Below are 24,027 nucleotides of genomic sequence, written 5' to 3' on the forward strand. Positions count from 1 at the left end.
GTGTTTGAACACTCATTCGCGCTTAAGGACAGGGAAAGGAGCATTGCTTTGGCAGATCAGGCAGAACAGATTGTCGCGGCGGATCAGGCAGAACAGATTGTCGCAGCGGATCAGGCAGAACAGATTGCTTTGGCAGATCAGGCATGTGAGGCGCCTCCCGGCCGGAAACCCGCCATATGCGTGAGGAACCTGTACAAGATATACCGTGTGGGAGAGACAAAGGTCCGGGCGCTGGACGGCGTGGACTTTGAGATATATAAAGGGGAGTTTGTAGCAATCGTGGGCACCTCGGGTTCTGGCAAATCCACACTCTTAAACATGCTGGCCGGCCTTGAGAAGCCCACCAAGGGTGAGATAGAGATCGGCAGGGTACATATAGAAAAGATGACGGAAAAACAGCTGGTTACATTCCGCCGTGAGCGGGTGGGATTTATTTTCCAGGCTTACAACCTGCTGAATACAATGAATGCGGTTGAGAATGTGGCCCTTCCGCTCTCCTTCCGCGGCATGTCCAAAAGGGAGAGACTTAAGAGGGCCAAGAAGTTCATGGACCTGGTGGGCGTGGGGGACCAGGCAAAACATATGCCCAACCAGATGTCGGGAGGACAGCAGCAGAGGGTGGGCATAGCCAGGGCGCTGGTGGTCAGCCCGGAGATCATATTCGCGGACGAGCCCACCGGTAATCTGGATTCCAGGACCACCATGGAGGTTCTGCGCCTGATGCAGACCATTGTGAGAGAGCAGGGACAGACCCTGGTCATGGTCACCCATGATAATAATCTGGCTTCCTATGCGGACAGAAGGATCAGGATCGTGGATGGAAAGATCGTGGCCATAGAGACCGGCGGCAGGCCGGCAGAGGAGAACCATATAGAAAAGGGAGTATGTGACAATGAGACCGATGAAAATGCGTAAAGGCTTGATAATCCTGTGGATGACAGCCCTGATGGCGGCAGCCCTGCCGGCCAATGCAATGGCCAGCAGCTACCAGCTGGGATATAACACCAATGCCAGCGACAATGACTATATTTCCACTACCAAGGCGCCCAGGGGAAGGATTGGAAAATCCATGTCCATTTCCTTCCGCATAAGGGCCACGGATGAGGATATGAATAACCTGAAGGTAAGCCTTCAGCAGACCAATGATTTCCAGCAGATTGAGGAGCGGGGCAACGGCGATTACACGGTGGACTATTACCCGTTTGAGATAATGGAAACCACGTTCCTGGCAAAGAGTGTGGGAAATATCAAGAAGGGCAATATTAAAAGCGTATCCCTTTCAGCCAATGTCCGCCGGGATGCCCAGCAGGGATATTACAGCATTCCCATCTATCTGGAGTGGGACGGCGGTTCGGATACGGACTATATCAATGTCTGGATCTCAACGGACACATCCTCGGGCGCAGATGACGAGGAGGATACAAAAGAGGGCAATTACTTTGTGATCGGGGAAAACCAGTCCACTCCCCGGGGCATCTACCCCAATGTAATGGACTATACGGTAAATTTCCGCAACAAGCGCAACACCACGGCCCAGGATGTGACTGTCAGCATGCAGCTGTCCGAGGATGATACCAAGTTCCCCTTTGAGATCAATGACGGAAACTATGACAGAACCTTTGAGCGGGTACAGTCAGGTGAGACCGTGTCGGCCTCATACAGCATGGCCATACGCAAGGATTCCTACAGCGGGTATTATCCCATCAAATATACCATTACCTTCCGCCTCAGTTCCGAGGGGGACCTGCACAAGGAGGAAGGAACATTTTATGTACATATCATATCCAAGGACAAGGAGGATGACCTGAGGGATTTTGACGCTAATGACAGGACCAAGGCAAGGCTTATTGTGGACAGCTATTATACGGTTCCGGAGCAGATCTTTGCAGGGGATGAGTTTGAACTGGTGCTGAACATGAAGAACGCATCCACCTCAGTGCCGGCCAGCAATATCCTTTTTAACCTGGAATCAGAGAAGGTATCGGACAGCGCGGTGTTCACAACGGAATCCGGTTCCTCATCCATGGTGGTCAATGACCTGGGCGCGGGGCAGAGTACAGAAGTACGTGCCAAATTCACGGCCAGGGCAGGGGTGGACCAGCGTTCCTACGCAATCACCATCAAGGAAAAGTACGACAGCCCTGAATTTAAGAACGCGGAAGAGAGCATTGTGGTGGACATACCTGTGAAGCAGTACGCAAAGCTCAGCACCAGCACCATTGACGTGATGCCGGACAGCATGACCGTTGGCTCCGAGTCCAATGTCATGTTTGGGATCAACAACACGGGCAAGGTGATCCTCTATAATGTGACGGCCACCTTTGAAAGTGATTCCATCAAAACCACGGACGCATATGTGGGCAACATAAAGCCGGGTGAGACAGGGAACGTGGACGTGATGCTTACAGGCATCAATCCCACCATGGATGACGGCACGGTGAAGATCTCCATTTCCTATGAAGATGAAAACGGTGTGGCTGCTGACCCTGTAGTAAAGGAACTGACCCTGTTCATCACAGAGGAAGTGGATGAATCCTTTGACATGAATATGGACATGGAGGCAGGAGCCATGGACGCGCAGGCCAGTCCGTCCTTCTGGAGTAAGTATAAGGTGCTGATCATTGCAGGAGCAGTGGCGGCGGCAGGTGCAGGTGTGACTGCGGTTGTGGTTATCAGAAAGAAACGCAGGGCAGCTAAGGAAGAGGATGTAGACGATGAGATTTCCTGATCTTCTGATCATGAGCATTAACAATTTAAGACGCAGGAAGCTTAGGACCGTCCTCACAGTGCTGGGGGTCATCATTGGTACGGCTTCCATTGTGGTCATGGTATCCCTGGGAATCGGTCTTGACCAGATGTTTATGGAACAGCTTTCCTCCTGGGGCAGCCTGACCACCGTAGATGTGTACGGCGGTTCCGGGAGCAGCTATTACGGAGGCGCTGTCATGGTGGGCGGCGGCGGAAGCAAATCCTCCGATCCAACCTATATTACGGACGAGGTGATCGACAAATTCCAGCGCATCGGCCATGTGACCGGAGTGTCCCCCATATTGGATATGAATGTGGTGATCCGCCAGGGGGCCTACGAGGCACAGTACATGACCCTGCGGGGAGTGGGACAGAAGTTTCTGGAGCAGATTCCCTTGGGCGAAGGGCGCATGCCTGAACCCGGGGAAATGGGGCTGGTGTTTGGCAATACGGTACAGCAGGATTTTTACAATTCCAAGACAGGAAGAGGATACTGGGATACAGGGGAACTGCCGGATGTGGATTTTCTTAACAAACCTCTGTTTGTCATATTTGATATGGATGCCTACTTCCAGTCAAAGAATACCTCCAGCAGTTTTGGGAGTTCTTCCGATGACAGCCAGCCGCAGGTAAAACCTCCCAAGAAATATATGATGAACGGCATTGGAAAGGTGGAAGGCGGGCCGGAGGACTGGAATTCCTATTCCTACGGCGTGTACACGGATATAGATGGCTTAAAGGCACAGCTGAAAAAAGCATTCAAAAAAGGCACCGCTATCCCGGGACAGCCTACCAACAAAAAGGGAAAACCCCTGAATTATCTGGTGTACAGCAGGGCGCAGATCTATGTGGACGACATGGAGAATGTAAAGGAGGTCCAGTCCAAAGTGGCTGATATGGGCTTTCAGGTAAACAGCCAGATGGATTGGATGGAGAGTTCCAAGCAGCAGTCCCAGATGATACAGGCAGTGCTGGGAGGAATCGGCGCAGTATCCCTGTTTGTGGCCGCCATCGGCATTGCCAATACCATGATGATGTCTATCTATGAGAGGACCAAGGAAATCGGCGTCATGAAGGTGCTGGGATGTGATATGGGGAATATACGGAACATGTTCCTGATTGAATCCGGCTTTATCGGTTTTATGGGAGGAGTGATCGGCATTGGCCTGAGCTATGGAATATCGGGCGTGATCAACCGCTTTGTGAATATGGAGGAGATGAACGGCCTCACCGGCAACCTTTCCAGAATACCGCCCTGGCTGTCTCTTGCAGCAGTGGGATTTGCCATTTTCGTGGGCATGGCGGCAGGGTTTATGCCGGCCATGAGGGCCATGAAGCTGAGTCCCCTGGCAGCCATCAGGAATGATTAGTAAAACTTCTAAAAAACTATTGCAATATTAGCAAAAAAGATATATAGTAATAATATGGCGTGTGACTGGCGGATAAGTGGATGAACCACAGGGAGCACGCAGTATGGATTTTGTTGGATTGAGCCGACCGCCTGGGCACGTGTGTATTTTGCGTGCTCAGGGTTTCGGCTCTTATTTAATTGTACAAGAAAGAATGACAGTGTACCGGGAAATTCCGAGAGTACACCCACAAGCAAACGGAGGAATTACTATGAAACAGATGTCGCTGGAACAGGAACTGAGAAGCAATGCTTACCCGGGCCGGGGAATCGTCATCGGACGTTCTGAGGACGGAAGCAAGGCCGTAACCGCCTACTTTATCATGGGAAGGAGCGCCAACAGCCGTAACCGTGTGTTCACAGAGGATGGGGAAGGGATCAGGACCCAGGCCTTTGATCCGGCCAGGCTGGAGGATCCCAGCCTGATCATTTATGCCCCGGTCAGGGTTCTGGGCAACAAGACCATTGTGACCAACGGTGACCAGACAGACACCATTTATGAGGGAATGGACCATCAGATGACATTTGAACAGTCCCTGCGCTCCAGGGAGTTTGAGCCCGATGCCCCCAACTATACCCCAAGGATTTCCGGTATCATGCACATTGAAAATGGCGGCTACAATTATGCCATGTCCATTTTAAAGAGCAATAACGGCAATCCTGATTCCTGCCTGCGTTTTACCTATGCCTATGAGGCTCCGGCGGCAGGAGAGGGACGTTTTATCCACACCTACATGCATGACGGAGATCCTCTGCCAAGCTTTGAGGGAGAGCCCAAGGCAGTGGGGATCAGCGGGAACATTGACCAGTTTACGGACATGATCTGGAACAGCCTGGATCAGGACAATAAGGTTTCCCTCTTTGTCCGCTTCATTGATATCGCATCAGGCGCCTATGAGACAAGGATCGTGAATAAAAACAAATAAATAGGAGAGAGGTACTGTTATGAAAGAACTGGAACTGAAGTATGGCTGCAATCCTAATCAGAAACCATCCAGAATATTCATGGAGGGGGACAGGGAGCTTCCCATTACTGTTCTAAGCGGCAGACCGGGGTACATCAATTTCATGGATGCCCTCAATGGCTGGCAGCTTGTAAAGGAGCTAAAAAAAGCCACCGGGCTTGCGGCCGCCGCTTCCTTTAAGCATGTGTCGCCTGCAGGTGCCGCAGTGGGCCTGCCTCTGGATGATACACTGAAAAAGATATACTGGGTGGATGACATGGGTGACCTGTCACCGCTGGCCAGCGCTTATGCAAGGGCCAGGGGCGCGGACAGGATGTCCTCCTTCGGCGATTTCATTTCCCTGTCAGATGTGTGTGATGTGGACACGGCCAGGATGATCAAGAGGGAAGTGTCGGACGGCGTCATTGCTCCGGGATATGAACCTGAGGCGCTGGAGATACTGAAGTCCAAAAAGAACGGAAACTACAATGTGATCCAGATCGATCCGGATTATGAGCCGGCTGCCATTGAGCGCAAGCAGATTTACGGCGTCACCTTTGAACAGGGCCATAATAACCTGGAGATCAACAACGACATGCTTCGGGATATTGTGACAAAGAACAGGGAACTTCCGGAATCAGCCAAAATGGATCTTTTGATCTCCCTGATCACCTTAAAATATACACAGTCCAATTCCGTCTGCTATGTAAAGGGAGGACAGGCCATTGGTATCGGGGCAGGGCAGCAGTCCAGGGTCCACTGTACACGCCTGGCAGGCAGCAAGGCTGACAACTGGTATCTGCGCCAGGCTCCCCAGGTATTAAACCTGCCCTTTGTGGACAGCATCAAGCGGGCTGACAGGGATAATGCCATTGACGTGTATATGGGCGAGGATTATATGGACGTACTGGCTGACGGCAGATGGGAGAAAACATTTAAAGTCAAACCGCCTGTGTTTACAAAGGAGGAGAAAAGGGCCTGGCTGGATACCATGACAGACGTGGCCCTTGGATCAGATGCCTTTTTCCCATTTGGAGACAACATTGACCGGGCCTATAAGAGCGGAGTCAAGTATGTGGCGCAGCCGGGAGGATCGGTGCGGGATGATCAGGTGATCGAAACCTGCAACCAGTATCATATGGTTATGGCATTTACAGGAATCAGACTGTTTCATCATTAATAGTATACAGGAAAGGGACCGGGGCGGCTGCTTCGGTTCTTTTTCTGTATGGCGCCGGCTCTGTATCGGCCCATAATATATTTTCACAGTTGATAGAACGGAAGTGTCGGAGTATAATGGAGCGAGCAATTAAATGAGGGGAGTTTAAGTATGATAACGGATCTGACAGCGGAGCATCCTAAAAAGACATTGTGGAGGTTTGCCCTGCCCATGTTTATGAGTGTCATGTTCCAGCAGATGTATAATATTGCGGACAGCGCTATTGCAGGCAGGTTTGCGGGGGAGGATGCCCTGGCTGCCGTGGGGGCCTCTTATCCCATTACGGTGATATTCATGGCCTTTGCGGTGGGGAGCAACCTGGGGGCCTCCGTAGTGGTCTCCAGGCTCTTTGGAGCAAAGGACCTGGGGAGAATGAAATCCGCGGTCTACACGGCCTTTATTGCCTGCGGCGCCATGAGCCTGGTGCTGACCGGGCTGGGATATGTGTTCTGCGGTGCCATGATGGAAGCCATCCACACCCCGGCCAATATCTTTGGGGACGGTGAGCTTTATCTGAAGATTTACGTGCTGGGCCTCACCTTCCTGTTCCTCTACAATGTGTGCACAGGGATTTTTACCGCTCTTGGGGATTCAAGAACACCGCTGTATTTCCTGATCGGTTCTTCGGTGGGCAATGTTGTGCTGGATTACTGGTTTGTGGCCGGTCTGGGCATGGGGGTGGCGGGCGTGGCCTGGGCAACCTTTATCGCCCAGGGCGTGTCGGCCGTGCTGGCCCTTGCCGCCCTGGCCCTGCGTCTGCGGGGAATCAGGACAGATAAGAGGGTGGTGCTCTTTGACATTATCCTTCTGTCCCAGATCGCGGCCATAGCAGTGCCCAGCATTATGCAGCAGAGCGTTCTCTCCGTTGGAAACATGTTTGTGCAGGAGATCGTGAACCGGTACGGATCAGCGGTGATCGCCGGATATTCAGGCGCCATCAAGCTGAATACATTTGCCATCAACGCCTTTATGTCCCTGGGAGGCTGCCTGTCCAGCTATACGGCCCAGAACCTGGGGGCCGGGAAGATGGAGCGGATCCCTCTGGGATTCAGGACAGGCATCAGGCTGTCCCTGTGCGCGGCTATCCCTTTTTTTGCGCTGTATTTCGGATTCAGCCGCCAGATGATGGGCCTGTTCCTCAATGGAGACAGCGGGGAGGCCATCGCCTCGGGCATGGAATTCCTGCGCATTGTCAGCCCCATGTATTTTATGATATCCATTAAGCTGACCACGGACGGGATCATACGCGGTTCCGGGGCCATGGGTTATTTTGTGCTGGCAACCGTGCCGGATCTGATCCTGCGCATCATTGTGGCCAATCTCCTTGCCGGCCGTTTTGGAAGTACGGGAATCTGGATGGCATGGCCTTTCGGGTGGGTCGTAGCCACGGTCCTGACCATTATCTTTTACCGCCGGATCGTCACCGGAAAGTACCGGATCCGCTTGTAATCGGAAATTGTGAACCTTTTGTGAAATCAGGCGGATGGAAGCATTTGGACCTTGTACGGAAAATATGTTTGTGCTATAGTGTGTTTGAAAAATGCTCTCTAACTCGTGATTGAAAATGTTTCAGAAGGACGGAATCAGTGACAAAGGAAAACAGGGATAAATACTTAAAACAACGATGGAACGTGATCAAGGCTGTATGTAAGTTCGTATGCCTTTTGCTGGTGCCTTGTATCTCGTATCTGCTTTTTGAATATGTGACCGGCAACCTGGCAACGGTTTCCGTGAGTATGGCTGTTCTCAATATAGCCTGGATGTATGTGCTGTACCTCATGCTGTTTGCGGTGAGCGGAACCACCCGCGCGGCAGTGCCTGTGGTGTCTGTTTTCCTGCTGGTGCTGTCCCTGGCAGAGGCGTTTGTGGTGGCCTTCAGGGACCGTCCCATCCTGCTGTGGGATGCCATGGCATTTAAGACAGCCATGACCGTTTCGGGAAATTATACATTTGTCATTACCCAGGAGATGAAGATCGCCTGTGTATGTGTGATTTTGATGAATATTGCCCTTTGGTTTATGCCGTTTCGCATCAGGGGGTGGAAGCTCCGCCTGGCTGCCGGGGCAGGCACCGCAGCAGCCATCGGAGGGTTTGCAGCCTGGTTTTTTACCTCCCTGGTGCCCGGCTGGGGGCTGGGGATCAATATGTGGGCTGTCAATGACACGTATAAGGAATACGGGTATGTGCTTTCCACTGCAGTGTCCCTTCAGTACATGGTAAAAAAACCGCCTCAGGGCTACAGTACGGCAAAGCTGAAGGAGATACATGACAGGCTGGAAGAGGAGGAGCAGGTACGGCTGGCATCCCTGGGAAGCGTGTCCCTGGAGGATGACAGTATCACTCCGGTGAATCTGATCTGCATTATGAACGAAAGCCTGTCGGATCTCAGGACTGCAGGGGATTTTACAACCAATACGGAGTATTTTCCGTTTATCAGCAGTCTTGAGGAGAACACGGTCAAGGGAAGCCTTTGCGTCCCCGTGTTCGGTTCCCTTACCAGCAATTCGGAATTTGAGTTTCTCACAGGGGATTCCATGGCCCTGCTGCCCTCCAATTCCATTGCATACCAGTTTAATGTAAAGCCGGATACATATTCCATGGTTAGTACGCTGAAGGACCAGGGGTATGATGCCGTGGCCATGCATCCGTATCCCGGTGAAAACTGGAACCGGGTGGAGTGTTACAATAATATGGGCTTTGACGCGTTTCTGGACGAGGAATTTTATGAAGACAGTGAACAGCTTCGCAATTATGTGAGCGATGCGGCTGATTACGACAAGCTGATCAGTGTGGTGGAGAGCAAGAGGGCGCCTGAGGATAAGCTTTTTATTTTCAATGTGACCATGCAGAACCATGGGGGATATGAGGAGGAGTATGACAATTTTGAGCAGGAAGTATGGCTGACAGGGGAATATGAAGGCCTGTATCCCAAGACGGACCAATACCTTTCCCTGATGAAAAAGTCAGACGAGGCGTTTCAGTACCTGCTGGAGTATTTTTCCAAGGTGGATGAACCCACCATGATCGTGATGTTTGGGGATCACCAGCCCAGCGTGGAGGACGAATTTTTTGACGCCATAGCCGGCATGCCAAGCAGTGAGGTACCGGTACAGGATCATCTTATGTGGTATGAGACACCCTTTATTATTTGGACCAACTATGACATGCCTTCCCGGGACATGGGAAAGCTGGGAGCGGTCTACCTCTCCTCAGAGGTCCTGAGAATGGCCAATCTGGAACTGACACCCTATAACCGTTTCCTTCTCCGGATGGAGGAAGTGCTGCCCGTGGTCCATTTCCTGGGCTGTTATGACAGGGAGGGCAATTACTATTACTGGGCCAAGGCCGAGTCGGAGCGCTGTCCCTATCAGGACATGGTCCTGGACTATGAGGCCCTGGTTTACAACCACAGTCTGGACAGGAAAAAGTACAAGGACATGTTTGTTATAAAATAGTATAAGCTTAGAAAAAATTGTAAAAGCACTTGGCAAGCTGCCCCCGCATAGAATAAGATTAAGAATATGCAGGGTGGCTTTCTTTGAAGACTTTTCCGAAACCATTAACAGCAGGAGAGGAAAAAGAGTATCTGGAACGCTGCAAAGAGGGCGACCAGTCAGCCAGGGATATGCTGATTGAGCATAATATGCGTCTGGTGGCCCATGTGGTAAAAAAGTACCAGGGCTCTGATTACGATATGGAGGACCTGCTATCCGTTGGGACTATCGGCCTGATCAAGGCTGTGAATACATTTAATGCAGATAAAGGCTCACGACTGGCCACCTATGCAGCCAGATGCGTGGAAAATGAAATACTGATGCTCCTTCGTGCCAGCAAGAAATTTTCCAAAGAAGTGTCTCTTTTTGAACCTATAGGGGTAGACAAGGACGGGGAAACAGTAAGCTTGGTAGACGTCATCGAGATGGACAATAAAGAAACATTGGATACCATGATATTGAAACAGGACGTAAAGGAACTGTACGAGGCATTTGAATCCTGTCTGACGGAAACTGAAAAGACGGTATTGGGAATGCGTTATGGACTGTACAGGGGCAAAGAACATACCCAGCGTGAGATTGCGGGGAACCTCGGGATCTCACGTTCTTATGTGAGCCGCATTGAGAAAAAGGCGATTGAGAAGATACGGGCGGAGTTTTCTAAACACGGCGGCTGAAAATAAAGTCAGTGAAACACGGCGCCTTGGCGGATAAATTAAGAAATGAATCTGAACAGACACCGGAACTTGAGGGGGAAACTCAAGGTTCCGGTGTTTTGTTTTAGGGGGAGATATGATATAATCGAAAAAGCAATATTATTTATCAAAAGAACCTTTGCAGTTATAGAAATGATGGAAGATTTGCCCGGATTGGAGATGCCTATGAATATCTGATGTCCATGTGCGCTCCCAACGCTGAAAAACCGAAGACACGGGTGAGATGTTCCCAATTTTGAATATAACTGACGGAAACATGATAGACAGAAGGAGAGACAAGGTTGATCAAAAAAGGACAATCAAGAAAAAAGCGTGAGCCAAAGGCATGGTCAAAATATATGATAGGCGGGACCGTGGTCCTGACAGCCGGAATTGTGTGTGTCTGCCTTATTGGTCTGGTGCGGAGCAGGGGAAAGGAGCATCTTTCCTCGGAACGGCTTTGGAGCAGGGAACGGGGAAACGATTCCGAGAACGGGCTTCAGGGCGGGAAGGATACGAATGGGGCAGAGGGGCAGGAGAGCCGTGACCGGATGGCAGAGGAGCAGGATGCGGGCAGACAGACGGAGTGGGCCCGTGAGATCCTGGACCAGATGACCATGGAGGAAAAGGCAGCCCAGCTGTTCATTATCACTCCGGAGCAGCTGACAGGCGGTTCCCAGGTCACTGTGGCGGATGAAACCATTAGGGAAGCGCTAAAGCAATACCCGGTGGGCGGACTTATCTATTTTTCCGGAAACCTGGTGGACCCAGCCCAGCTAAAGGAGATGACTTCACATACCCAGGCATATGCCATGGAACACAGCGGGATCCCTCTGTTTCTTTCCATTGACGAGGAGGGAGGGGATATTGCCAGGATCGGTACTCATGAGGGATTTCAGGTGGAGCAGGTGTCTGCAATGGCTGAGATCGGAGCATCCGGTGACTGGGCAATGGCTTACGATGCGGGTAATACCATTGGGACATATCTGAGAGAGTACGGCATCAATGTGGATTTTGCCCCGGATGCGGATGTGCTCACCAACCCGGATAATACGGTGGTAAAGACACGTTCCTTTGGGACGGACCCGGAATTGGTGACAAAAATGTCATTGGCCTATCTGGACGGGCTTACAGGTCAGGGAGTCTATGGAGTACCAAAGCATTTCCCGGGCCATGGGGCCACAAAAGGGGACAGCCACCAGGGATATGCCTATGCGGATAAGACATGGGAAGAACTTGAGAAAACGGATCTGGTGCCTTTTTATGCCATGGCAGAGCGGCAGGTGCCCTTTATCATGGCAGGACACATATCCCTGCCAAGGATTACGGGGGAAGATGTTCCATGTTCCCTTTCAGGGGAGGCGCTGCAGGGGTATTTGCGGGAGAAAATGGGATATGAGGGGATCATCATTACGGATGCGCTGAATATGGGGGCTATACAGGAGCATTACCCGTCAGGTCAAGCGGCAGTGATGGCCTTTAAGGCCGGTGCGGATATGCTGCTGATGCCCGCGGATTTCCATGCGGCCTATGAGGAGGTGGTCCGGGCAGTCCGGGACGGGGAGATTTCCGTGGAGCGTCTGGATGGATCCGTACTGCGCATTTTGAAGGTGAAAGCCGGGCTGTCAGGATCATTTTCATAAAAATTCAAAAAATATTATAAAAAGATAAAAGAATTGTGCATTGTCTTATGATGTGTTTGCCTTTATACTAGTCATAGCAGGCGGGACCGGTGAATTTGGAACCTGTTCCGTCTTTTTGCGGCAACCAAGTGTTCATAAGGAGGAAAAGCAATGGCGATTTTAGTGACTGGAGGCGCCGGTTATATCGGAAGCCACACCTGCGTGGAACTTTTAAATGCAGGTTATGATGTAGTAGTAGTAGACAACCTTTACAATTCCAGTGAGAAGGCGCTTCAGAGAGTGGAGCAGATTACCGGCAGGAAGGTTACATTCTATGAGGTGGACTTGCTTGACCAGCCCGCACTAAAGAACGTATTTGATAAGGAGAACATTGAGTCTGTCATCCATTTTGCAGGCCTGAAGGCAGTGGGTGAGTCTGTTCACAAGCCTCTTGAATACTATCACAATAATATAACAGGAACCCTGATCCTCTGTGATGAGATGAGGAACCATGGGGTTAAGAATATTGTATTCAGTTCATCTGCAACCGTGTACGGGGATCCTGCCGAGATTCCCATTACCGAGAACTGCCCTAAGGGGGAGATCACCAATCCTTACGGACGCACCAAAGGAATGCTGGAGCAGATCCTCACTGACCTGCATACCGCGGATGATCAGTGGAATGTGGTCCTTCTGCGCTACTTTAATCCCATCGGAGCCCATGAGAGCGGCCTGATCGGCGAGGATCCAAAGGGGATCCCCAACAACCTGGTTCCTTATATTGCCCAGGTGGCAGTGGGCAAGCTGGAACATCTCAATGTATTTGGCAATGATTATGACACGCCTGATGGGACCGGAGTGCGCGACTACATCCATGTGGTGGACCTGGCAAAGGGCCATGTGAAGGCTGTTAAAAAGCTGGAAGACAGGGAGGGAGTCAGCATCTACAACCTGGGTACGGGCGTTGGTTACAGTGTGCTGGATGTGCTCCATGCCTATGAAAAGGCCTGCGGCCAGACATTAAAGTATGAGATCCGGCCCCGCAGGGACGGAGATGTGGCAGTGTGCTATTCCGACTCCGCAAAAGCCGGCAGGGAATTGGGCTGGAGGGCTGAAAAGGGAATTGAGGAAATGTGCGCTGATTCATGGAAATGGCAGTCCATGAACCCAAATGGCTACAGGGATTAAATAAAATACAGGCTTTTGCAGGCCCGGAGCTGGAAGTATCTGTCTGGCTCCGGGCTTTTTTTATATACGGTTTTTAATATAAAAGAACAAATGTTTGCATCAGGGGTTGATTTTACCGCGGCCTTATGGTAAACTGTTAAAACAAACATATGTTCGAGGACGGGCGATGCCATGCTGATTCAGGAGAATTTAACCATACAGGAAAAACTTAAGATATTGACAGATGCGGCAAAGTATGATGTGGCCTGTACATCCAGCGGTGTGAAGCGCAGGGGTAAGGCCGGAAGTATTGGGAATACATCGGAGGCGGGAATCTGTCACAGCTTTGCGGCGGACGGGCGGTGCATATCCCTGCTTAAGATCCTGTTCACCAACCAGTGCATTTACGACTGTAAGTACTGTGTGAACCGGTGTACCAATGATGTGGTGAGGACTGCTTTTACACCGGACGAGGTCTGTAAACTGACCATTGAATTCTATCGGAGGAATTATATTGAAGGTCTTTTCCTGAGCTCCGGCATTTTGTATAATGCCACATACACCATGGAGCAGATATACGAGACCATGTACAAGCTCAGGAACCAGTGGAATTTTAACGGCTATATCCACGTGAAGGCTATACCGGGCGCTGATCCTGAGCTGGTGGAGCGCGTAGGGTTCCTGGCCGACAGGATGAGCGTTAATCTGGAACTGCCCACAGCAGAGGGGCTTAAGAACCTGGCGCCTGGAAAGACCCGGGATAAGATCCTAAGCCCCATGCGCCAGATCCAGCAGGGGATCTCTGTATCCAGCCATCTGCTGGGGTATGACAGGGAGTATAAGAAGCCCTACAGCACAAAGCATGCAGGCTTTGCCGGGGGCGCGGCCCTGATCGATCCGAAGCTGGCCCAGGCACCCTTGGGGGTGCTGGAGGAAAGAGATGATTCAGACCGGTCCGTGGGAAGAGTACCGGATCTTCAACCATCCGATCCATCAACCGGTATAACAACCGGTATAGCAGCCGGCACCACAGCCGGCACCACAGCCGGCGCTGCATCCTGGGATGCCCATAAGAGCCATCTGGTTCTTCCCGCCTCCAGGTATAAGAAGTCAGCCTTTGTGCCCGCGGGGCAGAGTACCCAGATGATCGTGGGGGCAACTCCGGAGAATGATTATCAGATGATGTCCGTGACCCAGGCCCTTTACCGGAACTTTGGGTTGAAGCGGGTATTTTATTCCGCATATATTCCGGTGAATGAGGACAGCAGCCTTCCCAGCCTGCCCGGGGGGCCGCCCCTGCTCAGGGAGCACAGGCTGTATCAGGCGGACTGGCTGCTGCGGTTCTATGGCTTTAAGGCAGAGGAACTGCTGTCAGAGGATAAGCCGAATTTTAACGTGTTTCTGGATCCCAAGTGTGACTGGGCCCTTCGCCATCTGGAGGGATTTCCCGTGGAGGTGAACAGGGCTTCTTATGATGAACTGCTTCGTGTCCCGGGAATGGGGGTGAAGTCCGCCGTGAGGATCGTGTCTGCCAGAAGTGCAGGAAAGCTGGGCTTTGAGGACCTGAAGAAGCTGGGGGTGGTGCTGAAGCGGGCTAGATATTTTATCACCTGTTCAGGCCGCATGATGGAAGGGGCAAGATTGGACCAGGACTATATCACCAACTGTCTCATAGGGGATGAGAGAAGGGCTGCCTGGGATATAGAACACAAGGACTGTTTCAGGCAGCTGTCGCTGTTTGATGATATGCATATGGAGATGCCGGTTACAGATGAGGACCAATATACAGCCGTGCTGGGGAATCTTTAGGAGGTAAGGGATCATGACCATTTATCTGTGTAATCCGGATTTTGAGGGGATCCTGTGCGGCATCTATGATGCCTGGATGGGGCTTAAAGGGCATGATAACGTGCGCCTGGAACTTAAGGGAACCTATCAGGAGATGGAGCTTTTCAGTGAATATGTGGATGTGGGGGCGTCACCTGAAAAGGTGGGAAAGGTAACACGGTCCGTGTGTAAAAAGCTGTCACAAAGTGTTTATGAGAAGATTTATGTGGCATCCCTGAGCCAGGACGGTGACAGGGCGGATAAGATCTACCGCTTTTTGGTACGGGCCTTTGCCATGGGGCCGGAGATATTGGATCAGCTCCAGATTCCGGAGAACTATGAACTCTTTCAGATGTGCCGTAATGTATATAATGAAAACCATCTGCTGGTGGAGTTCCTTCGTTTTTCCCAGGCTCCGGGAGGCATGTTGGTATCCAGGATCGGGCCAAAGAACGATGTGATGACGCTCCTGGCACCCCATTTTGCCGACAGGCTTCCTGAGGAAAACTGGGTGATTTATGATGAGAACAGGGAGAAGGCAGCGGTCCACCCAAGGGGAAGGGACTGGATGATCGTCAATCATCCCATGGAGCAGTCAGGGAATGGTGGAATTTGGCAGCTGTGCCTTGAACAGGACACAGATGAACAGGAGTATGAGGACCTGTGGATTGCCTTTTTTAATACCATTGCCATTAAGGAAAGGAAGAATCCTGTCTGCCAGAGAAACCATTTACCTTTGCGTTTCAGGCCCTACATGACGGAATTTCGCAAGTGAGCCCGTGCTGCTCCAGGCTGCCTTGAGATACATCACAGAATGTAATTATAAGATACCCTTGTTTTTTTAACAGTATTTTAGTATAGTAATACTATCTTAATTCAGAGGAGCAGGTATCTTCCTGCTCTGTCTTGCTACGATCAGGCACGGTTTGTGCTATATTCCAATTTTATAACACACGATACCCTCATTTGACAGGGGTACTATGAATCAAACACACAAAAGAAAGGAAATATGAATGTTTACAAAAATCAACAGCGGAGGTATACGGGCTGTGGACGGCTTTCTTGTGTCAGTGGAGGCAGATGTATCAGGGGGGCTGCCTGCTTTTTCTATTTCCGGCCATCTGGCTTCCGAGGTCAGGGAATCTCAGGAGCGGGTGCGCACGGCTCTTAGAAACTCCGGATTCAGGCTGCCGGCCCGGAAGATCACGGTGAATTTATCCCCGGCAGGGATACGAAAAGGGGGAACCGCTTACGACCTGGCCATAGCCGTGGCTGTATTGGGGGCATTTGAGCAGGTGGATCTATGCGCGCTACAGGACTGTTTTGTCATTGGAGAGTTGGGGCTGGATGGGAGGGTAAAGCCTGTGAACGGTGTGCTTTCCATGGTGGATGCTGCCAGGGAACACGGATTAAGGCGATGCTTTCTGCCGGTGGAAAATGCCAGGGAAGGGTTGGTGATCCGAAATATAGATATAGTGGGGGTAGAGTCCCTGGAACAAATGGTCCGCATGCTGAGAACGCCTGGATCCATAGAAGTGCTGAAGCCGGGCAGCCTGAAGGAAAATGCCGGGGGTGAGACAGGGAAAGAGTATGATGTGGATTTTCGGGATGTAAACGGGCAGCTGGTCCTGAGACGGGCTGCTGAGATCGCGGCTTCCGGAATGCACGGCCTTCTCATGAGCGGCAGTGCCGGAACCGGAAAAACCATGGTGGCCAAACGGATTCCCACCATTATGCCGGCTTTATCCAGGGAGGAGGACATCGAGATATCAAAGATATACAGCATCTGCGGTATGCTGCCCCAGGGGCAGCCTCTTTTGTCGCACCGTCCATTCAGAAATCCCCACCACACCGTCACGCCTCTTGCCCTGACGGGAGGTGGTGGAATGGCAAAGCCGGGCGAACTATCCCTGGCATCAGGGGGGATACTTTTTCTGGATGAGCTGCCCCACTTTGGACGAAAAGCCATAGACATACTGAGACAGCCACTTGAAGAGCGCCGGGTTACGGTTACCAGGGTACATGGAAACTATGAGTTCCCGGCCGATTTTCTCATCGTAGCAGCCATTAACCCGTGCCCATGCGGATTTTATCCGGACAGGACCAGGTGTAACTGCTCCGAGACACAGATCCAAAGATATCTGGAACATATATCACGGCCTGTACTAAACCGGTTCGATCTCTGCGCAGAGGCCAGCATGATCTCATTTGAGGAGTTAAGCGGCAAAAACCAGGACAATGAGGATTCCGCATCCATCCGGGAACGGGTGGAGGCTGCCGTACAGATTCAGAGAAATCGTTATGAGGGAACCGGGATACGGTTCAACAGCCATATGGGGCCCAGGGAGGTGGCCCAGTACTGCGTACTAGGACAAAAGGAAAAGCGCCTGATAAAATCAGCATATGAAACACGAGGACTCAGCGCCAGGCGGTATCACAAAGCATTAAAAGTAGCGCGGACCATAGCCGACCTTGCGGGATGCGGCTCCATCAGACGGGAGCACCTGGCGGAAGCGTTGGGCTATGGAATGCTGGAGGATAAATTATGGGGATGATAAAGGACAGGTTAGGACAGTTGGAGCAGGAAGGCCCGGTCCTTAAATTAAACAGGGAAAAGGAGTTCATCTATTGGCTCACCAGGTGTCCGGGTGTTGGCGCCGTGACTGTTAAAAAGGCCGGTGAGCGGGCAGGAGGATTCGAGAATGTATATTATATAGAAGGAACAGAATTGCGCCGAATGGGAATCCTGCGCAGCGAAAAACAATGCCTTCAATTTGACAGATGGAAGAAGGAACTGGAACCCATGCGCCAGGAGTACCACAGCCTGCCGGAAAAGGGAATCCGTTTTGTAACACCCCTTGATCCGGAATATCCAAAACGTCTGGGGCATATTTATGACTATCCCATGGGACTCTATGTAAAAGGGGAACTTCCAAAGGAGGAGATTCCCACAGCAGCGGTGATCGGGGCCAGAAACTGTACATTCTATGGAAAACAGTCTGCGGAGTATATAAGCAGGGAACTGGCCGGACAAGGGGTACAGGTTATCAGCGGCCTTGCCCTGGGAATCGATGGGGCCGGCCACGCGGGAGCTGTAAAAGGCGGAGGAAGGACTTTCGCAGTGCTGGGCTGTGGGGTAAATATCTGTTATCCCAAAACAAATTACAGACTGTTTGAACAGATTCTTGAAAAGGGCGGTATCATATCTGAGTATGCGCCCCAGGAAGAGCCCTGCGCCCGGAATTTTCCTGTGCGCAACCGGATCATAAGCGGATTATCTGACGCGATCCTGGTGATTGAGGCCAGGCAAAAGAGTGGTTCCTTGATCACGGCGCAGCTGGGACTGGAACAGGGAAAGGATATATATGCCCTTCCCGGCAGGATTACAGATCCCCTAAGCCAGGGGTGCAATTATCTGATCAGAGCCGGAGCGGGGATCCTGACATCCCCTTTGGATGTCCTGGAAGATATGGGCATTTTTTACGAAAAACAAAGGATTTCTAACAAAAAAGACAATAAGGGACTTGCCAAGATTGAAAAAATGGTGTATAGTTGCCTGGATTCCGAACCCAGAAACCCGGAACAGATCGCAGTGCTTACAGGACTTTCTGTGAGCCTTTGTATGAGCGCTCTGCTGGAACTGGAACTGGGAGGATATGCAGTGCGGGCGAGAGGCCAGTACTACGTACAAGGAATGACAAACGAATAGTAATTTATGTGTATTTATCAATATAAGAACAGGGAATAAGGAGTTTTACAATGGCAAATTATCTGGTAATTGTGGAGTCACCAGCAAAAGTAAAAACCATCAAGAAGTTTCTGGGAAACAACTATGAGGTGGATGCCTCAGGGGGCCACGTGAGAGACCTTCCCAAAAGCCAGTTGGGTTTTGATGCGGAGCATGACTATGAACCAAAGTACATTACGATCAGAGGAAAAGGCGATGTGCTGGCAAAGCTTCGCAAGGAAGTGAAAAAAGCGGATAAGATCTATCTGGCAACAGACCCTGACCGTGAAGGGGAGGCCATATCCTGGCATCTGATGAAGGCGTTAAAGCTGGATGAGCAAAAGGGCAAGGATGTATACCGGATCAGCTTTAATGAGATTACCAAGAATGCTGTAAAAGCTTCCTTTAAATCTCCCAGGGACCTGGACATGAACCTGGTGAACGCACAGCAGACAAGAAGGATGCTGGACCGTATGGTTGGTTACCGCATCAGCCCCCTTCTCTGGGCAAAGGTCAAGAGGGGCTTAAGTGCAGGACGTGTGCAGTCGGTTGCCCTGAGGATGATCTGCGACAGGGAGGACGAGATCAACGCTTTTATTCCGGAGGAATACTGGAATCTGGATGCCGACCTTTTGATGAAGGGAAGTAAAAAGGCGTTAACGGGCAAGTACTACGGTACCAGGGATTCTAAAGGCGGCAAGTCCACGATCCGCAACAAGGAAGAACTGGATCAGATCTTAAAGGAACTGGAAGGCTGCAGCTATGAGGTGGAGGAAGTGAAGAAGGGGGAGCGTGTCAAGAAGGCACCCATTCCGTTTACCACCAGTACCCTTCAGCAGGAAGCTTCCAAGGCGCTGAATTTCTCCACACAAAAGACCATGCGTCTGGCTCAGCAGCTGTATGAAGGCGTAGAGGTTAAGGGCCATGGAACCCTGGGTCTTATCACCTACCTGCGTACGGATTCCACACGTATCGCAGACGAGGCGGACGCAGCAGCAAGAGAGTTTGTAAAAGAACATTACGGCGCGGACTATGTGACCCAGGGCACCCAGACTAAAAAAGAGAACGGGAAGATCCAGGATGCCCATGAGGCCATCCGTCCCACTGATATTACATTGACTCCTACCATTGTAAAAGAATCCCTTCAAAGGGATCTGTTCCGCCTGTACCAGCTGATCTGGAAGCGCTTTACAGCCAGCCGTATGGCTTCCGCTGTTTATGAGACCACTTCCGTGAGGATCGGGGCAGGCAGCCATATTTTCACCACATCCGCTTCAAGGCTGACCTTTGAGGGCTTTATGTCCGTCTATGTGGAGTCAGATGACGAGGAGGAAAAGAACCAGGTGCTGGGCAACCTGGAAAAGGGAACAAAATTAAAGCTGGACCATCTGGATCCAAGCCAGCATTTCACCCAGCCGCCGGCACATTACACGGAAGCTTCCCTTGTAAAAGCGCTGGAAGAGCAGGGCATTGGCCGTCCAAGTACTTATGCGCCCACTATTACCACCATTATTGCCAGAAGGTATGTGGTAAAGGAGAGCAAGAACCTTTATGTGACGGAACTGGGAGATGTGGTAAACCGCATTATGAAAAACTCATTCCCCAGCATTGTGGATCCCAACTTTACGGCCAACATGGAATCATTGCTGGATAAGGTGGCGGACGGAACCGTTGCGTGGAAGACTGTTGTGAGCAATTTCTATCCGGATCTGGACGAGGCTGTTCAGATCGCTGAGCAGGAGTTGGAATCAGTGAAGATCGCTGATGAGGTTTCTGATGAGGTCTGTGACCTCTGCGGCCGTCAGATGGTGATCAAGTACGGCCCTCACGGAAAATTCCTTGCATGCCCCGGTTTCCCGGACTGCAAGAATACAAAGCCGTATTTTGAGAAGATCGGTGTGCCCTGTCCCAAGTGCGGAAAGGAAGTGGTCCGCAAGAAGACAAAGAAGGGCCGGTTGTACTACGGGTGCGAGGCCAATCCGGATTGTGATTTCATGTCATGGCAGAAACCCTCCAACCAGAAGTGCCCTAACTGTGGTTCTTACATGGTGGAAAAGGGCAACAAGCTTCTCTGCTCCAATGAAACCTGCGGATACCGCATGGACATAAAGGAAAAATAGAAAAAAATGTAAATGTAAATAAGGAAATATATATAAATCTTAAAATAATCGAAAACTTCAAAAAACTCTTGTTATTGCTTAAAAATTGTGCTAAAATTCAATTATTAGTAGGGCATTTTGGGGCGTTATACAAATTGGATAAGGAGGTTTTCGATTATGAGCGTTCAATTGTTGGACAAAACGAGGAAAATTAACAAGCTATTGCATAACAACAATTCGCATAAAGTGGTATTCAATGACATCTGCAAGGTATTGAGCGAGATATTGTTATCCAATATTCTTGTGATCAGCAAGAAGGGAAAAGTGCTTGGTGTAAGTATTTGTCCCGGAGTGGATGAGATTGAGGAGCTGATTGAGGACCAGGTAGGCGGTTACATCGATAAGATGCTGAATGAGCGTCTCCTCAGCGTTTTGTCTACCAAGGAAAATGTGAACCTGGCAACCTTGGGATTTGCAGAGGAAAATGTAAGAAAGTACCAGGCCATCATTACCCCCATTGACATTGCGGGGGAGCGGCTGGGAACACTGTTTATTTATAAGTCTGACGACCATTTTGATATTGATGATATCATATTGAGCGAGTACGGCACCACCGTGGTGGGACTTGAGATGATGCGCTCCGTGAATGAGGAGAATGCAGAGGAGACAAGAAAGGTGCAGATTGTCAAATCAGCCATCAGCACCCTTTCATTTTCAGAGCTGGAGGCCATCATCCATATTTTTGAGGAACTGGATGGGAATGAGGGGATCCTGGTGGCAAGCAAGATCGCAGACCGTGTGGGAATCACCCGTTCCGTGATCGTCAATGCCCTGCGCAAGTTTGAGAGCGCCGGCGTGATCGAGTCCCGTTCTTCCGGAATGAAGGGAACCTACATCAAGGTGCTCAATGATGTGGTGTTTGATGAATTGAAAGCGATTAAGGCATCCAACTCAAATCTGAAGTAGATGACAAAGATGACAGACAGTTTGCAAAAACACGTAAAAGTGCTTGCAAGCTGTCTGTTTTTATGTTATATTTGTAAGGCTGACAAAAAACACGTCTGTGGATTCTACGGGACGGTGCCTGGATGTATATTGGAAACCAACATTTAACTGGAAACTAATATTCGGACAGGTCTTCCGGGAAACATGAGAAGCAGACGGAAGTGCCTGAACCTACGTGAAGCGTAGCAGGCTAAAACCACATGGAGGTAAAGAACATGAGCGTTATTTCAATGAAGCAGTTACTGGAAGCTGGCGTACACTTTGGTCACCAGACAAGAAGATGGAACCCTAAGATGGCTCCATACATCTATACCGAGAGAAACGGTATCTACATCATCGACTTACAGAAGTCTGTAGGCAAGGTTGATGAGGCTTACAAGGCAGTATCCGATATTGCTGCTGAGGGAGGCACCATCCTGTTTGTAGGTACAAAGAAGCAGGCACAGGAAGCAATCAAGGCTGAAGCTGAGCGCTGCGGTATGTACTTTGTTAATGAGAGATGGCTGGGCGGTATGCTGACCAACTTCAAGACCATCCAGAGCCGTATTGCAAGACTGAAACAGATTGAGACCATGTCCACAGACGGAACATTTGATGTTCTTCCTAAGAAGGAAGTTATTGAGTTAAAGAAGGAATGGGATAAGTTAGAGAAGAACCTGGGCGGAATCAAGGATATGAAGAAGCTTCCGGATGCAATCTTTATCGTAGATCCTAAGAAAGAGCATATCTGTGTACAGGAAGCTCACACACTGGGTATTCCGTTAATTGGTATTGTTGATACCAACTGTGATCCTGAGGAACTGGATTACGTTATCCCTGGCAACGATGACGCTATCAGAGCTGTTAAGCTGATCGTTTCCAAGATGGCTGATGCAGTGATTGAAGCTAAGCAGGGTGAAGTTTTAGAAGGTGCAATGGAGCTGGAGATTCCTGCCCAGACATTTGAGGCAGCAGAGGCTTAATTAAACTTTAAAACTTTTAAATTGGAGGAAAATGAAATGGCAGCAGTAACCGCAGCAATGGTAAAAGAGTTAAGAGAAGTAACCGGTGCCGGAATGATGGACTGCAAGAAAGCTCTTGCAGCAACTGATGGCGATATGGATAAGGCCGTTGAATTCCTGAGGGAAAAAGGACTTGCCGGAGCAGCTAAGAAGGCCGGCCGTATCGCGGCTGAAGGTATCGTGGCTACCGCATTAACCGATGATCATAAGAAGGCAGTTGTAGTTGAAGTAAACGCAGAGACTGACTTCGTTGCTAAGAATGAGAAGTTCCAGACTTATGTTGCTGATGTGGCAGCACAGGCTCTGAACACAAGCGCTAAGGATTTAGACGCATTCCTGGAAGAGAAGTGGGCCAAGGATGAGTCCCTGACCGTGAAGGAAGCACTGGCTTCCCAGATTGCCATTATTGGCGAGAACATGAACATCCGCCGTTTTGAGCAGGTAGAAGAGGCCAATGGTTTTGTTGCTTCCTATATCCATGCAGGCGGTAAGATCGGCGTTCTGATTGATGTTGAGACAGATGTTGTAAACGATGCTATTACTGAGATGGCGAAGAACGTGGCAATGCAGGCAGCTGCATTAAAGCCAATGTTCACCAGCAGGGATGAAGTAAGCGCTGAATATATTGCCAAAGAAACTGAGATCCTCACAGCAGCTGCTAAGAATGAGAAGCCGGATGCCAACGATAAGATTATCGAGGGTATGGTAAAGGGCCGTGTAAACAAGGAGCTGAAGGAAACCTGTCTGTTGGATCAGGTTTACGTTAAGGCTGAGGACGGCAAGCAGAGCGTATCCCAGTATGTTGCAGCCGTAGCTAAGGAAAACGGCGCCAACATCAAGATCAAGAAGTTTGTTCGTTTTGAGACTGGTGAAGGTCTTGAGAAGAAGAACGAGGATTTTGCAGCTGAGGTAGCTAAGCAGATGGGGATGTAATTTCCTGTTAATGTCCAAACTGATAATCATGTCCAAACGGATAAAAGTCAAGACCACCGGCTTAGCCGGTGGCTTGTTCTGCCCCTATAAGGGGCTGTTACCTGCTTGCGCCCGGAAGGCGCACTGAAAAGTCTGCCT

At 50.4% G+C, this 24,027-nt stretch carries 19 protein-coding genes and 1 riboswitch; all 19 genes read left to right on the top strand.

All coding sequences use genetic code 11. The features are described 5' to 3' along the window. Nucleotides 1–129 precede the first annotated feature (129 nt). The 19 genes from ABID13_RS26530 (at nt 130) to tsf (ending at nt 23,889) form a co-directional block, all read left to right on the top strand. Nucleotides 130–915 (top strand): ABC transporter ATP-binding protein, encoded by a 786-nt coding sequence (locus ABID13_RS26530; protein WP_117451034.1) that lies wholly within the window; start codon nt 130–132, stop codon nt 913–915. Continuing rightward, nucleotides 908–2,728 (top strand): COG1361 S-layer family protein, encoded by a 1,821-nt coding sequence (locus ABID13_RS26535; RefSeq protein WP_416387684.1) that lies wholly within the window; start codon nt 908–910, stop codon nt 2,726–2,728. Before ABID13_RS26530 ends, ABID13_RS26535 begins: the two co-directional genes overlap by 8 nt. After that, nucleotides 2,715–4,118, top strand: a complete 1,404-nt coding sequence (locus ABID13_RS26540; protein WP_007858111.1) for an ABC transporter permease — start codon at nt 2,715–2,717, stop codon at nt 4,116–4,118. Before ABID13_RS26535 ends, ABID13_RS26540 begins: the two co-directional genes overlap by 14 nt. Nucleotides 4,119–4,169: 51 nt before the next feature. Beyond that, nucleotides 4,170–4,262: riboswitch (ZMP/ZTP riboswitch) on the top strand. Nucleotides 4,263–4,368: 106 nt separating this feature from the next. Further along, a complete protein-coding gene (locus ABID13_RS26545) occupies nt 4,369–5,082 on the top strand; it encodes an IMP cyclohydrolase (RefSeq protein ID WP_007858104.1) in 714 nt (237 codons plus the stop codon). Between the two features lie 19 nt (nt 5,083–5,101). Further along, entirely contained in the window at nt 5,102–6,280 is a 1,179-nt protein-coding gene (locus ABID13_RS26550) for a phosphoribosylaminoimidazolecarboxamide formyltransferase (RefSeq protein WP_007858103.1), read from the top strand. 150 nt (nt 6,281–6,430) lie between these two features. After that, nucleotides 6,431–7,768 carry an MATE family efflux transporter gene (locus ABID13_RS26555; RefSeq protein WP_048931218.1) on the top strand — a complete coding sequence of 446 codons (1,338 nt, stop codon included), beginning with the start codon at nt 6,431–6,433 and terminating at the stop codon, nt 7,766–7,768. Nucleotides 7,769–7,905: 137 nt separating this feature from the next. After that, nucleotides 7,906–9,774, top strand: coding sequence for an LTA synthase family protein (locus tag ABID13_RS26560; protein ID WP_048931217.1), 1,869 nt, complete (start codon nt 7,906–7,908; stop codon nt 9,772–9,774). Between the two features lie 83 nt (nt 9,775–9,857). Beyond that, entirely contained in the window at nt 9,858–10,490 is a 633-nt protein-coding gene (sigK, locus tag ABID13_RS26565; RefSeq protein ID WP_007858098.1) for an RNA polymerase sporulation sigma factor SigK, read from the top strand. Nucleotides 10,491–10,535: 45 nt separating this feature from the next. Next, nucleotides 10,536–10,706: a hypothetical protein gene (locus tag ABID13_RS26570; protein ID WP_156200224.1), complete on the top strand. Its 171-nt coding sequence runs from the start codon at nt 10,536–10,538 to the stop codon at nt 10,704–10,706. Between the two features lie 104 nt (nt 10,707–10,810). After that, nucleotides 10,811–12,151 (top strand): glycoside hydrolase family 3 protein, encoded by a 1,341-nt coding sequence (locus ABID13_RS26575; protein ID WP_048931216.1) that lies wholly within the window; start codon nt 10,811–10,813, stop codon nt 12,149–12,151. A gap of 150 nt (nt 12,152–12,301) precedes the next feature. Further along, a complete protein-coding gene (galE, locus tag ABID13_RS26580; RefSeq protein ID WP_007858095.1) occupies nt 12,302–13,318 on the top strand; it encodes a UDP-glucose 4-epimerase GalE in 1,017 nt (338 codons plus the stop codon). A gap of 171 nt (nt 13,319–13,489) precedes the next feature. Continuing rightward, complete coding sequence (locus ABID13_RS26585) at nt 13,490–15,106, top strand: putative DNA modification/repair radical SAM protein (RefSeq protein WP_007858093.1); 1,617 nt, start codon at nt 13,490–13,492, stop codon at nt 15,104–15,106. A gap of 13 nt (nt 15,107–15,119) precedes the next feature. Further along, on the top strand, nt 15,120–15,899 hold the full coding sequence (locus ABID13_RS26590; protein ID WP_048931215.1) for a TIGR03915 family putative DNA repair protein: 780 nt from the start codon (nt 15,120–15,122) through the stop codon (nt 15,897–15,899). Between the two features lie 238 nt (nt 15,900–16,137). Next, nucleotides 16,138–17,679: a YifB family Mg chelatase-like AAA ATPase gene (locus ABID13_RS26595; protein WP_048931214.1), complete on the top strand. Its 1,542-nt coding sequence runs from the start codon at nt 16,138–16,140 to the stop codon at nt 17,677–17,679. Beyond that, on the top strand, nt 17,676–18,833 hold the full coding sequence (gene dprA, locus ABID13_RS26600; protein WP_045092668.1) for a DNA-processing protein DprA: 1,158 nt from the start codon (nt 17,676–17,678) through the stop codon (nt 18,831–18,833). The genes ABID13_RS26595 and dprA overlap by 4 nt, the downstream gene beginning before the upstream one ends. A 50-nt stretch (nt 18,834–18,883) precedes the next feature. Next, nucleotides 18,884–20,971 carry a type I DNA topoisomerase gene (gene topA / locus ABID13_RS26605; protein ID WP_045092549.1) on the top strand — a complete coding sequence of 696 codons (2,088 nt, stop codon included), beginning with the start codon at nt 18,884–18,886 and terminating at the stop codon, nt 20,969–20,971. Nucleotides 20,972–21,127: 156 nt separating this feature from the next. Continuing rightward, nucleotides 21,128–21,916, top strand: a complete 789-nt coding sequence (gene codY, locus ABID13_RS26610; RefSeq protein WP_007858080.1) for a GTP-sensing pleiotropic transcriptional regulator CodY — start codon at nt 21,128–21,130, stop codon at nt 21,914–21,916. A 254-nt stretch (nt 21,917–22,170) separates the two neighbouring features. Then, nucleotides 22,171–22,917, top strand: a complete 747-nt coding sequence (gene rpsB / locus ABID13_RS26615; RefSeq protein WP_007858079.1) for a 30S ribosomal protein S2 — start codon at nt 22,171–22,173, stop codon at nt 22,915–22,917. Between the two features lie 36 nt (nt 22,918–22,953). Beyond that, nucleotides 22,954–23,889, top strand: coding sequence for a translation elongation factor Ts (gene tsf, locus ABID13_RS26620; protein ID WP_007858077.1), 936 nt, complete (start codon nt 22,954–22,956; stop codon nt 23,887–23,889). The last annotated feature ends 138 nt before the right edge of the window (nt 23,890–24,027 follow it).

Origin of the sequence: Enterocloster citroniae (genome assembly GCF_040545455.1) — a bacterium.
In the GTDB taxonomy this organism is placed as follows: domain Bacteria; phylum Bacillota; class Clostridia; order Lachnospirales; family Lachnospiraceae; genus Enterocloster; species Enterocloster citroniae.